This window comes from Rahnella sp. R3(2024), assembly GCF_042920125.1.
Lineage (GTDB): Bacteria > Pseudomonadota > Gammaproteobacteria > Enterobacterales > Enterobacteriaceae > Rahnella > Rahnella rivi.
Map to the genome: position 1 here is coordinate 1726295 of NZ_JBHGBU010000001.1, position 13387 is coordinate 1739681.

18 protein-coding genes are annotated in these 13387 nt (G+C 48.1%); 6 read left to right on the forward strand and 12 right to left on the reverse strand.

Features of this window, described 5'->3' with window-relative positions:
* Positions 1 to 511: 511 nt before the first annotated feature.
* Positions 512 to 1054 (forward strand): gamma carbonic anhydrase family protein, encoded by a 543-nt coding sequence (locus ABSH60_RS07770; protein ID WP_056778099.1) that lies wholly within the window; start codon positions 512 to 514, stop codon positions 1052 to 1054.
* Positions 1055 to 1103: 49 nt separating this feature from the next.
* On the opposite strand, the gene aroE is transcribed toward ABSH60_RS07770, so the two are convergent.
* Genes aroE through dprA form a run of 5 tightly spaced genes read right to left on the reverse strand, consistent with a single transcriptional unit; the run spans position 1104 to position 4695 of the window.
* On the reverse strand, positions 1104 to 1922 hold the full coding sequence (aroE, locus tag ABSH60_RS07775) for a shikimate dehydrogenase (RefSeq protein WP_390973431.1): 819 nt from the start codon (positions 1920 to 1922) through the stop codon (positions 1104 to 1106).
* Positions 1923 to 1933: 11 nt separating this feature from the next.
* Positions 1934 to 2503, reverse strand: coding sequence for an L-threonylcarbamoyladenylate synthase type 1 TsaC (gene tsaC, locus ABSH60_RS07780; protein WP_056778095.1), 570 nt, complete (start codon positions 2501 to 2503; stop codon positions 1934 to 1936).
* Positions 2496 to 3056, reverse strand: a complete 561-nt coding sequence (locus tag ABSH60_RS07785; protein ID WP_056778091.1) for a type I DNA topoisomerase — start codon at positions 3054 to 3056, stop codon at positions 2496 to 2498. Before ABSH60_RS07785 ends, tsaC begins: the two co-directional genes overlap by 8 nt.
* Positions 3057 to 3080: 24 nt before the next feature.
* On the reverse strand, positions 3081 to 3554 hold the full coding sequence (locus tag ABSH60_RS07790) for a DUF494 family protein (RefSeq protein WP_390973433.1): 474 nt from the start codon (positions 3552 to 3554) through the stop codon (positions 3081 to 3083).
* Positions 3526 to 4695: a DNA-protecting protein DprA gene (dprA, locus tag ABSH60_RS07795; RefSeq protein ID WP_390973435.1), complete on the reverse strand. Its 1170-nt coding sequence runs from the start codon at positions 4693 to 4695 to the stop codon at positions 3526 to 3528. The genes ABSH60_RS07790 and dprA overlap by 29 nt, the downstream gene beginning before the upstream one ends.
* A gap of 128 nt (positions 4696 to 4823) precedes the next feature.
* Here dprA and def point away from each other — a divergent pair, with 128 nt between their 5' ends.
* From def to mscL, 5 genes are all read left to right on the forward strand, one after another.
* Positions 4824 to 5336, forward strand: coding sequence for a peptide deformylase (gene def / locus ABSH60_RS07800; protein WP_056778079.1), 513 nt, complete (start codon positions 4824 to 4826; stop codon positions 5334 to 5336).
* 1 nt (position 5337) lies between these two features.
* Positions 5338 to 6297 (forward strand): methionyl-tRNA formyltransferase, encoded by a 960-nt coding sequence (gene fmt / locus ABSH60_RS07805; protein WP_205965117.1) that lies wholly within the window; start codon positions 5338 to 5340, stop codon positions 6295 to 6297.
* Between the two features lie 75 nt (positions 6298 to 6372).
* Positions 6373 to 7662, forward strand: a complete 1290-nt coding sequence (rsmB, locus tag ABSH60_RS07810) for a 16S rRNA (cytosine(967)-C(5))-methyltransferase RsmB (protein WP_390973436.1) — start codon at positions 6373 to 6375, stop codon at positions 7660 to 7662.
* Positions 7663 to 7721: 59 nt separating this feature from the next.
* Positions 7722 to 9098, forward strand: a complete 1377-nt coding sequence (gene trkA / locus ABSH60_RS07815; protein ID WP_056778068.1) for a Trk system potassium transporter TrkA — start codon at positions 7722 to 7724, stop codon at positions 9096 to 9098.
* Positions 9099 to 9219: 121 nt separating this feature from the next.
* Positions 9220 to 9636: a large-conductance mechanosensitive channel protein MscL gene (mscL, locus tag ABSH60_RS07820; protein WP_056778064.1), complete on the forward strand. Its 417-nt coding sequence runs from the start codon at positions 9220 to 9222 to the stop codon at positions 9634 to 9636.
* A 28-nt stretch (positions 9637 to 9664) separates the two neighbouring features.
* Here the strand turns inward: mscL and ABSH60_RS07825 are convergent, their stop codons facing one another.
* The 7 genes from ABSH60_RS07825 to rpsK form a co-directional block, all read right to left on the reverse strand.
* Entirely contained in the window at positions 9665 to 9865 is a 201-nt protein-coding gene (locus tag ABSH60_RS07825) for an alternative ribosome-rescue factor A (RefSeq protein ID WP_056778060.1), read from the reverse strand.
* A 54-nt stretch (positions 9866 to 9919) separates the two neighbouring features.
* On the reverse strand, positions 9920 to 10360 hold the full coding sequence (gene zntR, locus ABSH60_RS07830) for a Zn(2+)-responsive transcriptional regulator (RefSeq protein WP_056778056.1): 441 nt from the start codon (positions 10358 to 10360) through the stop codon (positions 9920 to 9922).
* 2 nt (positions 10361 to 10362) lie between these two features.
* Positions 10363 to 10731: a DnaJ family domain-containing protein gene (locus ABSH60_RS07835; RefSeq protein WP_390973437.1), complete on the reverse strand. Its 369-nt coding sequence runs from the start codon at positions 10729 to 10731 to the stop codon at positions 10363 to 10365.
* 154 nt (positions 10732 to 10885) lie between these two features.
* The gene (rplQ, locus tag ABSH60_RS07840) at positions 10886 to 11275 is read right to left on the reverse strand and encodes a 50S ribosomal protein L17 (RefSeq protein ID WP_013573706.1); all 390 of its coding nucleotides are present in this window, start codon (positions 11273 to 11275) and stop codon (positions 10886 to 10888) included.
* Between the two features lie 40 nt (positions 11276 to 11315).
* Positions 11316 to 12305 (reverse strand): DNA-directed RNA polymerase subunit alpha, encoded by a 990-nt coding sequence (locus ABSH60_RS07845; protein WP_002919219.1) that lies wholly within the window; start codon positions 12303 to 12305, stop codon positions 11316 to 11318.
* A gap of 25 nt (positions 12306 to 12330) precedes the next feature.
* Complete coding sequence (rpsD, locus tag ABSH60_RS07850) at positions 12331 to 12951, reverse strand: 30S ribosomal protein S4 (protein ID WP_056778049.1); 621 nt, start codon at positions 12949 to 12951, stop codon at positions 12331 to 12333.
* A gap of 30 nt (positions 12952 to 12981) precedes the next feature.
* The gene (gene rpsK / locus ABSH60_RS07855) at positions 12982 to 13371 is read right to left on the reverse strand and encodes a 30S ribosomal protein S11 (protein ID WP_004929731.1); all 390 of its coding nucleotides are present in this window, start codon (positions 13369 to 13371) and stop codon (positions 12982 to 12984) included.
* Positions 13372 to 13387 lie beyond the last annotated feature (16 nt).

A 13387-nucleotide genomic window follows, 5' to 3' on the forward strand; every position in this document is an offset into this window, starting at 1 on the left:
AACAAGTTAAGCGGTGCTCAAAAATTAACTTTCGTAATAATTCAACTAAATGAATTACTGCTTGGTCACTCTTTAAGACTTGATATTTTTTGCCACCGAGGTGGCTGATATCGTCTTGTGAGTGCCCACACAGATTGTCTGATAAATTGTTAAAGAGCAGTGAGTTACGCGCTTTCGCTTGCTAACTCGAGGTGGCGTATATTACGCTTTCCTCATTCAGTGTCAACCGTTTATTTCATCCGGTCATCACTGCTTTTAATCTTTCCGACCCGGTTACTTCGTGATGTTGTTCACGTTGTTCCCTGTCGATGGAGCGGCATTATAGGGATCCGTATTTTTTGCACAAGCATTTATTTCGATAAAAAGGATCGACTGCGTGTTTTTCAACCCCATCGAGGAGATCTCACTCGATCCGCGGGTTTTACAACCGATCCAGGCACCTCATAATTGGTATTTCTTCATACCCGAACTATATTGCCAAGATTAAAACCCAATTATGAGGTAATTAAACATGTCTCAGGCATTACGTGCATATCAGGGATCATTGCCCACCTTGGGGGAAAACGTCATGGTTGACCCCTCCAGCGTCATCATTGGTGATGTTGCTCTCGCGGACGATGTCAGTATCTGGCCATTGGTTGTGATTCGTGGTGACGTTAATCACGTTGTCATCGGTTGCAGAACCAATGTGCAAGATGGGAGCGTATTGCATGTCACGCATCAGTCTCGTCACAATCCGGAAGGTCATCCGCTGATCATTGGTGAGGATGTCACTGTCGGTCATAAAGCTATGTTGCATGGTTGTACCATCGGCAATCGGGTACTGGTTGGAATGGGATCAATACTGCTGGATGGGGCGATCATTGAAGATGACGTGATGATCGGTGCAGGAAGTCTGGTCCCCCCAGGGAAGCGACTTGAAAGTGGATATCTTTATCTGGGAAGTCCGGTGAAGCAAATCCGGGAGCTGACGTCTGAAGAACTTGCAGGACTGACTTACTCTTCCAGTAACTATGTTACCTGGAAGGATCTGTATCTTACCGACCAGAAATGATTAAACGGTTCTCATGCCTGAAGCATCTTTCTTCAGGCATGCTTCAAAATTAACTCAGCAAATCCTGCTTCAATTGCGCCAGCACGGGTTCAATCTCAGGCATAACACCATGCCAAAGATGAAATGCATGTGCTGCCTGCCCGACCAGCATGCCCAAACCATCTGCATAATGCGTCACTCCCTTCTTTTGCGCCCATTCGATAAAAGGTGTGAGTCCGGCCTGATAGTACATATCGTATAAGCGAGTCTGCGGGGTGATCACTTCTTGGGGAATCGCTGGGATCTCACCTTTAATACCAGAGGCAGTAGCATTGATGATCAAATCAAATGATTCGTTCATCAGCTGTTGCAATGGCATTGCCTGAATATCGCCTCTGCTTTCAAAAATATGGCTTAAATGCTGTGCCCTCTCGAACGTCCGGTTAGTCACGACAAGAGAACAACCATAAGACAGCAGCGGAAGAATGACGCCCCGCGCCGCGCCGCCGGCGCCGATCAGCAGAACCCGGTCGCCTTTATGTATGAGGTTGAGCCGTTCAAGATCACTCAGCATACCGATGCCATCAGTGTTATCCCCGAGCAGACGCCCGTCCTCAAGTTTTTTCAGAGTGTTCACCGCACCAGACAATGCCGCACGATCGGTCAGTTCATCACACTCAGCAAATGCGCGCTCTTTAAAAGGGACTGTGATATTCGCCCCCTGGGCTCCACCGTGAAAAAAGGATCGTAGTGTTTCCTCAAACTCTTCGTGCGGGGCCAACACCGTTCCATAAGTATGATCAATACCCGTCTGGACGGCGAAAAGTGCATGAATTCTTGGTGACTTACTGTGACTAATCGGATTCCCAAACACTGCAAAAGATGGCATGAACTCGATCCTTAGCCCTGGCGAATGAGATCCCCGGTGAGGGCATCCCGGATTTCTGATGGATTTTCTCTTCCGCCGACATTACCCGCCAGAACCGGAAACTCATTCCCAAATTGCTGACTGACTTCTGCTGCGAAACGACAAGGTGGCTCACCATTGAGGTTGGCGCTGGTGGATACCAGAGGCTTTCCAAATTTCTGGCAGAGTTCTTTAACCTGAGGATGATCCGTAACACGAACCGCGAGCGAGGAAAAACGCCCGGTAAGCCAGTCAGGAGTGGAGACTTTAGCAGGCATTACCCAGGTGACGGGGCCGGGCCAGGAGGACCATATTGTCTGACGTTGTTGCTCAGTTAAAAAAGAGTCATCTATATAAGGGAGGAGTTGCTGATAATTATCAGCAATTAAAATCAGCCCTTTGTCTTTAGGACGTTTTTTTAGCGCCAGCAGTGCTTCGACTGCCCGTTCACTGTCAGGGTCGCATCCCAAACCAAAGACGGCCTCTGTGGGGTACGCGATCACTTGTTGTTGACGCAGTGCTTCAAGCACTACGCTAAATGAGTTTTCAGCTTCTTTATTCATCTGTTGGGTTATCTTTCGTTTGTACGGCTTTTCCGCATAATTTACTGGCACAAAATAATTTAATACCGTGCGCTGTTTTCTTTTCCATTAACAAGGAGTAGTGGCAATGCGCACACTCGCCCGCGACAGGCTTATTATTAATAGCAAACTGACAATCAGGATAGCGATCACAGGCATGAAAGACTTTGCCGAACCGTGATTTGCGCTGTAACAGATGCCCGCTGCCGCACTGTGGACAACTCAGACTGGTTTCTTCAGGTTTGTCGATCACTTCAATATGATCACATTCGGGATATTGGCTACATCCAATAAACATTCCATAACGGCCCTGACGCAATACCAGTGTCGATTCACATTTTGGGCAGTGCTGCCCATCCAGTACTTTGACGATATGACCGTCAGCCTGCGCTTTGAGCGGTCGAATATACTGACATTGTGGATAAGAAGAACAGCTGAGAAAGGGGCCGTGGCGACCACTACGGATCACCAAACCGGCCCCGCATTCCGGACAGGATTCATTTTGCTTCTCAGCAAAAAGTGCTGCTTTAGTCATACGCTATGTTTTACCTGTTATCTGTTAGTGCAGATAACCTTCATTAACTTCAAATAACAGCTCTTCCATTTGCTGATACGCACTTTCATGTCCGGGAATATTAAAGAGAACCATCAGCACGACCCACTTAAGATCTTCAAGATCGAACTCTTCAGTGTCCAGAGCCATAACACGATCGATAACCATCTCCCTGGTATCGAAATTCAACACTTTGATCTGTTCGAGGAACAATAAAAAACCACGACACATGCAATCTAACCGGTTTGTTTCCTCATCGGTGTAGATTCGTAATGCTGAAGGATCAGAATCCAGCATGTAAGATGGGGTTCCGCCCTCTTGCATATCCGCAAGTTTTTCAAGCCAATTCAACGCATTGTGAATATCGGCCCGGTGGAAACCAGCCTCGGTCAAGTCATCCGTTAACCTATCCTCGTCAACATTCATCTCCGCTTCGTTGTGAATGTAAGTTTCAAATAAGTACATTAGTACGTCGAACATGGCCTGCCCTCTTAATTCGGACATAGCCGCCGGATACAGCTGCGATCCATCCTGCTAACTCCAGCTCGAGTAGTTTACCTACCACTTCTGGCACAGGTTGGCCGGCACGTTCGGCGACGACGTCAACAGATGTCACCTCATATTCTACGTTAGCCAACACATCAGCAAATGGCAATTCAACTTCGTCATCTTGTGCATAAAAAATCGCCTCTGAGGCACATTTTTCCTCATCCTGCGGAATTTGCCGCAATGATGAGTCCACAGGCGCCGGAAACCATGTCAACCCGCTGCCCATATGCTCGGCGATATCCTTGGGTTCGGTGACCAGATAAGCACCCTGGCGGATAAGCCAGTGCGTTCCTTCTGAAGTCAGACTGCCCAGCGGTCCCGGTAAAGCAAATATTTCCCTGCCCTGCTCCAGCGCAAAGCGGGCTGTGATTAACGAGCCACTGCGCAGCGTCGCTTCAACCACCAAAACGCCCACGCTCAGGCCACTGATAATCCGATTTCGGCGAGGAAAGTGTGCGGCAATGGGAGGCATGGAGACTAAATGCTCAGACACCAGAGCGCCTCCTTGCGCCAGAATGCGGTCGGCTAATTTGGAATGACGTGCTGGGTAGCGGTTCATTAATCCGCTACCCAGCACAGCAACAGTGTTTCCGTCTGAATCCAGAGCGGCTTTATGGCTGATACCATCTATCCCCAGAGCAAGTCCGCTCGTGACGGTAAACCCGCTGCAAACTAATCCACCGGCAAAAACCTGCGCATAGTGATCACCATAATGGGTGAAGTGGCGACTTCCAACCATAGCAATCTGCGGGGATGACAACAGTCCAGCTTGTCCTTCGACAAAAAGAATTAACGGAGGTGACGATATCTGTGCCAATAAAGGCGGATAAAACTCACTGTTAAAGGTAACCAGATGGCGGTTATCACCTTCCAGCCACTTCAGGGATGCTAAAAGCCATTGCCGGTTGATTTGAAGGAAATCATCTATCTGCTCCGGTGAAAGTCCGCAACCAGAAAGCCCGGACCTCGTGTAATCCCCCCGACTAAACAGAGCCTGGATAATCCCTCCAGCACGATGAGCGCTGAGCCGTTTCACCGCAGACAAACGTATCCATACTTCCTGTAGTGTCATTACTGCGCTCCGTTTCAATGCCTTTTAGCGAGTGATTCAATTGGCATAGGATGCTGTCAATCGGAGCGAGAAATGTCTAGAATAGAAACTATATATCTTCAATCAATTGAATAAAGATCCAGAAAAATATGTCCGTATTACAGATATTACATTTCCCAGACGAGCGGCTTCGCATTACTGCAAAACCGGTCAAAGTAGTTGACGCCAAAATCCAGCAAATCGTGGATGATATGTTCGAAACCATGTATGCAGAGGAAGGCATTGGTCTGGCTGCGACTCAGGTCGACATCCATCAGCGTATTATTGTCATTGATGTTTCTGAAAATCGTGACGAGCGCCTGGTGCTCATCAACCCTGAGTTGCTGGAAAAAAGCGGCGAAACGGGCATTGAAGAAGGCTGCCTGTCGATTCCAGATCAACGTGCCCTTGTTCCACGCGCTGAGAAAGTGAAAATTCGTGCTCTGGATCGTGAAGGCAAAAGCTTCGAACTGGAAGCTGACGACTTGCTGGCGATCTGCATTCAACATGAAATGGATCATCTGGTCGGTAAATTGTTTGTGGATTACTTATCTCCACTGAAACGTCAGCGCATCCGTCAGAAAATGGAAAAGATGGCCAAGCTGAACGCCCGGCCTGACTAATATTCGTGTAACACAGGATACTGCTTTGCGGATTATATTTGCCGGTACACCCGATTTTGCAGCGCGTCATCTTGACGCGCTTTTGACATCTGAACATCAGGTTGTGGGTGTATTCACCCAACCTGATCGCCCCTCTGGCCGTGGCAATAAGCTGACTGCGAGCCCGGTAAAAATGCTGGCAGAGGCCAACAACATTCCGGTTTTCCAGCCTAAATCTTTGCGGCCCGAAGAAAATCAGACGCTGGTTTCCGCATTAGAAGCGGACATCATGGTCGTTGTTGCCTATGGGCTGATTTTGCCTAAAGCCGTACTGGAAATGCCGAGACTGGGATGCATCAATGTGCATGGTTCTCTGCTTCCACGCTGGCGCGGTGCGGCACCGATCCAACGTTCGCTGTGGGCCGGAGATACTAAAACGGGCATCACTATTATGCAGATGGATGTGGGACTGGACACCGGCGACATGCTGCATAAGGTCGAGTGCGATATCTTGCCTGAAGATACAAGCGCATCACTTTATAACAAACTGGCATTACTCGGCCCATCTGGGTTGCTTGAAACGCTACACCAGCTGGCAAAGGGCACTGCTCTTCGGGAAGTTCAGGATGAAGCGCATGTCACTTATGCAGAAAAACTCAGTAAAGAAGAAGCTCGCTTAGACTGGATGCTTTCTGCTGAGCAACTTGAACGTTGCATCCGTGCCTTTAACCCGTGGCCAGTCAGTTATTTCATGATTGACGACCAACCGGTGAAAGTATGGCTGGCAGAAACTTTGCCCGATGAAACTGGTGCGCTACCGGGCACCATTATCGCCGCAGATAAAAAAGGGATACAGATTGCGACCGCCAGCGGTATCCTGAATATCACCCAACTCCAGCCTTCGGGTAAAAAAGCCATGTCCGCGCAGGACTTGCTGAACTCTCGTCGTGAATGGTTTATCGCAGGCACTCGTTTAGCCTGACCATTACGACTACGCCCGGCTTAATGCCGGGCCTTATCCCCATGATAATGCTGATATTGTTCAGCTTCTTTGACTATGAAAACAGCCTATAATCTCCGTAGTATTGCAGCGCAAGCTATTAGCCAGGTATTAGACAAAGGTCTGTCGCTTTCCACCGTTCTTCCCGGTTTGCAGAAAAACATCTCAGATAAAGATCGCGGATTACTGCAGGAATTGTGTTTCGGTACGCTGAGGGTTTTACCTCAGTTGGAATGGTGTTTGCAGCAACTCATGGCAAAACCATTAACGGGTAAACAACGGACTCTGCATTATTTACTGATGGTTGGCTTATACCAGCTGATCCATACCCGTATCCCAGCACACGCCGTTCTGGCAGAAACCGTTGACGGTGCTGTAGCACTCAAACGTCCACAATTAAAAGGTCTGATCAACGGTGTTCTGCGTCAGTTCCAGCGACAGCAGGAAGAGTTACTTCCGAAAATGGCTAATAATGACAGCCGTCATTTGCACCCAAGCTGGCTGTTAAATCGTCTGAAGAAAGCCTATCCCGCAGAATGGGAAAATATCGTTGATGCTAATAACCAAAGACCACCGATGTGGTTACGCGTCAATCGTCTGCATCATACCCGGGATGAGTATCTGCACCTTTTGAGCGAAGCTCAGATTGAGGCGATTGCGCATGACGAGTATCGCGATGCACTTCGTCTGGTTACACCTTGCCAGGTGAACCTGCTGCCAGGATTCGCAGAAGGATGGGTGACAGTTCAGGATGCATCGGCACAAGGTAGCGTTGATCTGCTGGATCCGCAGGATGGAGAAATGATCCTCGATTTATGCTGCGCCCCGGGCGGAAAAACCACACATATTTTGGAAGCAGCGCCTAAAGCGCATGTGTTAGCCATCGATGTGGATGAGCAGCGACTAAAACGGGTCCATGAGAATCTCCAGCGTCTTAAAATGAGTGCTGAAGTCAAACAAGGTGACGGCCGCGAGCCACAAAACTGGGCTGGCGACCGTGTCTTCGATAGAATTCTTCTCGATGCTCCATGTTCCGCTACCGGTGTTATTCGCAGACATCCGGACATCAAATGGCTGCGCCGTGATAGTGATATTGCGGAACTCGCAAAACTGCAAAAAGAAATTCTGGAAGCCGTCTGGCCGCGACTGAAAAGTCAGGGTGTGATGGTTTATGCCACCTGCTCAATTCTGCCAGATGAAAACAGCGAACAAATTTCTGCTTTTTTACAAACACATCCCGATGCAATGTTGGTTGAAACCGGTTCAGCTGACAAACCAGGCCGACAAAATCTGCCTCATGCTGAAGACGGCGATGGCTTCTATTACGCTAAACTGATTAAACGTTAAACGTCTGCATTAGCGCTATCTACTCAGGCTGATACTTTTTAGGCAAAGCAGAGAGTCATATGAAAATAATCATTCTCGGTGCCGGGCAAGTTGGCGGAACGCTCGCCGAAAACCTGGTAGGCGAAAACAACGATATTACCGTTGTTGATACTAATACCGTCCGTTTACGTCAGCTCCAGGACAAGTTCGATCTGCGCGTCGTGCAGGGTCATGGCTCTCACCCGCGTGTTTTACGCGAAGCCGGTGCCGAAGATGCCGATATGTTAGTGGCAGTCACAAACTCTGATGAAACTAATATGGTGGCCTGTCAGATAGCGTATTCATTATTCAACACACCCAATCGCATTGCCCGAATACGCTCGACTGAATATATCCGTGAATCGGAAAAGCTCTTCAATCCTGAAGCGGTGCCCATTGATCATTTGATTTCTCCTGAGCAGTTAGTCACGGACTACATCTACAAACTGATTGAGTATCCAGGCGCACTTCAGGTCGTAAACTTTGCCGAAGGTAAAGTCAGCATTGCTGCGGTAAAAGCCTATTACGGTGGTCCGCTGGTGGGAAATGCCCTTTCATCAATGCGTGAGCACATGCCACATATTGAAACCCGCGTTGCTGCGATATTCCGCCACGAACGTCCGATACGTCCCCAGGGTTCTACAATTATAGAAGCAGGCGATGAAGTGTTCTTTGTCGCTGCCTCTCAGCACATACGTGCGGTTATGAGTGAACTTCAGCGGCTTGAAAAGCCTTACAAACGAATCATGATTGTGGGTGGTGGTAACGTTGGAGCTGGGCTGGCACAAAAGCTTGAGAAAAATTACAGCGTAAAACTCATCGAACGGGATCAGCAACGTGCCGCTGAACTGGCGGAACTTCTGCAAGACACTATCGTGTTTTACGGTGATGCCTCCGATCAGGAATTGCTGGCAGAAGAACACATCGAACAAGTAGATGTATTCATCGCGATCACCAATGACGATGAAGCCAATATTATGTCCGCCATGCTTGCCAAACGTATGGGCGCTAAGAAAGCCATGGTGCTTATTCAACGCAGCGCCTATGTCGACCTGGTTCAAGGCAGCGTTATTGATATCGCTATTTCACCTCAACAAGCCACCATATCAGCTCTGCTGGGTCACGTGAGAAAAGCGGATATTGTGAGCGTTTCATCATTGCGCCGGGGAGTAGCTGAAGCGATCGAAGCGATTGCGCATGGCGATGAAACTACGTCAAAGGTAGTTGGCCGTACTGTCGAACAAATTAAGCTTCCGCCTGGCACAACGATCGGGGCTATTGTTCGCGGTAATGAAGTCATCATTGCTAACGGAAACAGCAGGATACAACAAGGTGATCATGTCGTTATGTTCATCACTGACAAGAAGTTTGTCAGAGACGTTGAGCGTTTGTTCCAGCCAAGTCCGTTCTTCTTATAACGCACACAGCTCGACAGGTTTTGTTTAAAATAGATTTCTGAAGCTAAGTTTTGTAGCGAAGACGCGACAAATGGTCTTTACTTTGTTTGACACAATTGTTGAATTTGCCAAGGAGAATTTTATGAGTTTTATGAAAGAGTTTCGTGAGTTTGCCATGCGAGGCAACGTGGTTGACCTGGCTGTAGGTGTCATCATCGGTGCCGCATTTGGGAAAATAGTATCATCACTGGTTGCTGATATTATTATGCCGCCACTGGGATTACTTATCGGTGGCGTTGATTTCAAACAGTTTACTCTGGTACTCCGGGAAGCGCAGGGCACAGTACCTGCCGTTGTGATGCATTACGGTGTCTTTATCCAGAACATCTTTGATTTCATTATTGTTGCATTAGCCATTTTTTGTGCGATTACACTGATGAATAAGATGCGTCGGAAACAAGAAGATGTACCCGCTGCACCGCCTAAACCGACCGCAGAAGAAACACTGTTAGCAGAAATACGTGACTTGTTAAAAGAGCAACAGACACCGAAGTTCTAAGGGACTCAGAACCCTCATTCGGGCTTACTTATGAAGGGCAGTGTTGAATATTCGTAAAACACTCAACACTGCCCTCCAGATAACGCCCTTTTCCATTTTTTTCTTTGCGACGGTAGCTGCCTTTTCCCTTCAGATTCTTTTCTATTCGCTGCTTAAAGAGCGGATCATGCAAAAGTGCTTGTAACGCATTTTCCTGAATAATGCCTTTTTGGTGCTTGTAGTTACTCATAAATTCCTCAGTTCAATCATTAACTGCCTAAAATACCGCCGCATCATACTGCGTTCATTCTTCATGTGAAAGGGATTTCAATGTCACTTTTCCAGCCCCGTCCTCTAAAGCTTCGAGGATAGAACAGCTGATGCTTGAGTGTGAAGAACCGCAGCACGCCTTGCTCAACCTCTGAAGCGATTCTTTCATGCGCTCAAGCTCCTTCAATTTGAGCTCAACTTCTGCAAGCCGCTCCTCAACAATCGACTTTGACTCCTGGCAGGTATGATGAGCGGGGTCAATTCGAATCGACAGTAATTCTCTGATCGCTTCCAGAGTGAAGCCTGTTGATTTGGCGTACCGAATGAAGCGCAGTCTTTGCAGATCATTGTCATCATATTGACGATACCCCGAACTGTCACGTTGTGCTGAACTCATCATCCCCTGCTTTTCATAGTAGCGAACAGTATCATTCGAAACATTTGCGAGCCGGGCTAATTCGCCAATTTTAAACATGTTTACTCACCTTTAAATTTCCCTCTAATGGCGTCGTTATAACACCCATCAATAAAATCTGTATTCATGCCCGACCGTTGCAATCTTAACTTGAGCAGTTGAAGGCGCTTCTCAATGACGCACAACTCTGGATCATTCGGCGCCAAGCATCTAAGCATATGTTCTAACTCGAGAGTTTCCTTACGATCTTGCAACTCAGGAGGTAAATACCCCGCATTCTTGAGAATACGATAAGCAACCCGGAGTTCTACAGGCACCGCACTGTCATCATCTAAAACCAATGGCTTGCCTTTACCGGATAAGTTTTCGAACTCGCCTCTAGCACTCGCTTCTTTGATGTATTTTTCCACCCATTGATCAACCAAAAACATGGCAAAGCCTCGCCAACATTAAATGTGATTCATTAGTACAGAGTAGCGCGAAAACAAGGGTAATTCAGAATGGCGCAGAGAAAGAAATTTTGGAAGGGATAAATTTTAGATGTAAAAAAACCGGGCAAGCCCGGTTTTTTCATGCATCTACAGATTATTCAGCAGTTGCTACTTCTGCTTTTGACTCTGCACGATCAACGAGCTCGATGTATGCCATCGGCGCATTGTCGCCTGCACGGAAACCACACTTAAGAATACGAGTGTAACCACCGGCACGGCTCGCGAAACGCGGGCCCAGTTCATTAAACAGTTTTGCCACGATCTCGTTATCACGAGTACGGGCGAATGCCAGACGACGATTTGCAACGTTGTCGGTCTTGGCAAGAGTAATCAGCGGCTCAACAACGCGACGCAGCTCTTTCGCTTTCGGCAGGGTCGTCTTGATGATCTCATGACGAACCAAAGAGCCGGCCATGTTACGGAACATAGCCTGTCGGTGGCTGCTGTTACGGTTCAGTTGACGACCACTCTTACGATGGCGCATGACCTTATCCTTCTCAGTAAAACCTTAACCTGTGATCCGGTTACTCGTCAGCAATACTTGCTGGTGGCCAGTTTTCCAGGCGCATGCCTAGTGACAAACCACGGGACGCAAGTACGTCTTTGATCTCAGTAAGAGATTTTTTACCCAGGTTAGGTGTTTTAAGTAACTCAACCTCGGTACGCTGTACCAGATCACCGATGTAGTGGATTGCTTCTGCTTTAAGGCAGTTAGCAGAGCGGACAGTCAATTCCAGATCGTCAACAGGGCGCAGCAGGATTGGATCGAATTCCGGCTTCTCTTCTTTGACTTCCGGTTGACGTACATCACGTAAATCAACGAAAGCTTCAAGTTGTTCAGCAAGAATGGTTGCCGCACGACGGATCGCCTCTTCAGGATCGATCGTACCGTTGGTTTCCATTTCGATAACCAGCTTGTCCAAATCAGTACGCTGTTCTACACGCGCTGCTTCAACATTGTAGGCAATTCGCTCTACAGGGCTGTAGCATGCATCTACTAACAGACGACCAATTGGGCGCTCATCTTCTTCCGAATGAATTCGGGCAGACGCCGGTACATATCCACGACCACGTTGAACTTTGATGCGCATGCTAATAGCTGCGTTCTCATCGGTCAGATGGCAGATGACATGTTGCGGCTTGACGATTTCGACATCACCATCATGGGTAATGTCGGCTGCAGTCACAGGGCCAATGCCAGACTTATTCAGGGTAAGAATAACTTCATCTTTCCCTTGAACTCTCACCGCCAGCCCTTTCAGGTTGAGCAGGATCTCCAGGATATCTTCCTGTACGCCTTCTTTGGTGCTGTACTCATGCAGTACACCATCAATCTCAACCTCGGTCACCGCGCAACCCGGCATGGATGAAAGCAGAATACGGCGCAGTGCGTTGCCTAAAGTATGGCCAAAGCCACGTTCTAAAGGCTCAAGGGTCACCTTGGCGTGCGTCGAACTGACTTGCTCGATATCTACCAGGCGCGGTTTTAGAAACTCTGTCACAGAACCCTGCATTGTGTCCTCTCTTTGGTACTAAGCTTTACTTAGAGTAAAGCTCGACGATCAGGTGTTCGTTAATGTCGGAAGACAGATCAGTACGTTCAGGCATACGCTTGAACACACCTTCCATCTTAGCAGCATCAACTTCAAGCCAAGTCGGCTTTTCACGCTGTTCAGCCAACTCCAAAGCGGCCTTCACACGAGATTGCTTTTTAGCTTTCTCTCGGATGCTGACAACGTCATTCGGAGATACCTGATAAGAAGCGATGTTAACAACGCGACCGTTTACCATGATAGCTTTGTGGCTAACTAACTGGCGCGATTCCGCACGAGTAGCGCCGAAGCCCATACGATAAACAACGTTGTCCAAACGACCTTCCAGGAGTTGCAACAGGTTTTCACCGGTGTTGCCTTTCAGGCGTGCTGCTTCTTTATAATAGTTACGGAACTGACGCTCAAGAACACCGAAGATACGGCGAACTTTTTGCTTTTCACGTAACTGTACACCGTAATCAGACAGACGCGGTTTACGCGCACCATGCTGACCAGGAGCTTGTTCAATTTTACACTTGGTATCGATCGCGCGAACGCCAGATTTAAGGAATAAATCTGTGCCCTCACGACGGCTAAGCTTGAGCTTAGGACCCAAATATCTTGCCATTTTCTCTCTCCAACAAACCTAAAAGCAGCGTTATACGCGACGCTTTTTCGGCGGACGACAACCGTTATGAGGGATAGGAGTCACATCAGTAATATTAGTGATGCGGAAACCAGCCGCGTTTAACGCGCGGATAGTAGACTCACGACCAGGACCAGGTCCTTTAACCATAACTTCCAGATTCTTGATACCGTATTCTTTCACTGCGTCAGCGCAGCGCTCTGCTGCAACCTGAGCTGCGAACGGAGTGGATTTACGAGAACCACGGAAACCGGAACCACCAGCTGTTGCCCAACCCAAAGCATTACCCTGACGATCGGTAATGGTAACAATGGTGTTGTTGAAAGAAGCATGGATATGAGCCACGCCGTCAGAGACTTGTTTTCTTACACGTTTACGTGTACGAACAGGTGCCTTTGCCATTTATTCAATCACCCCG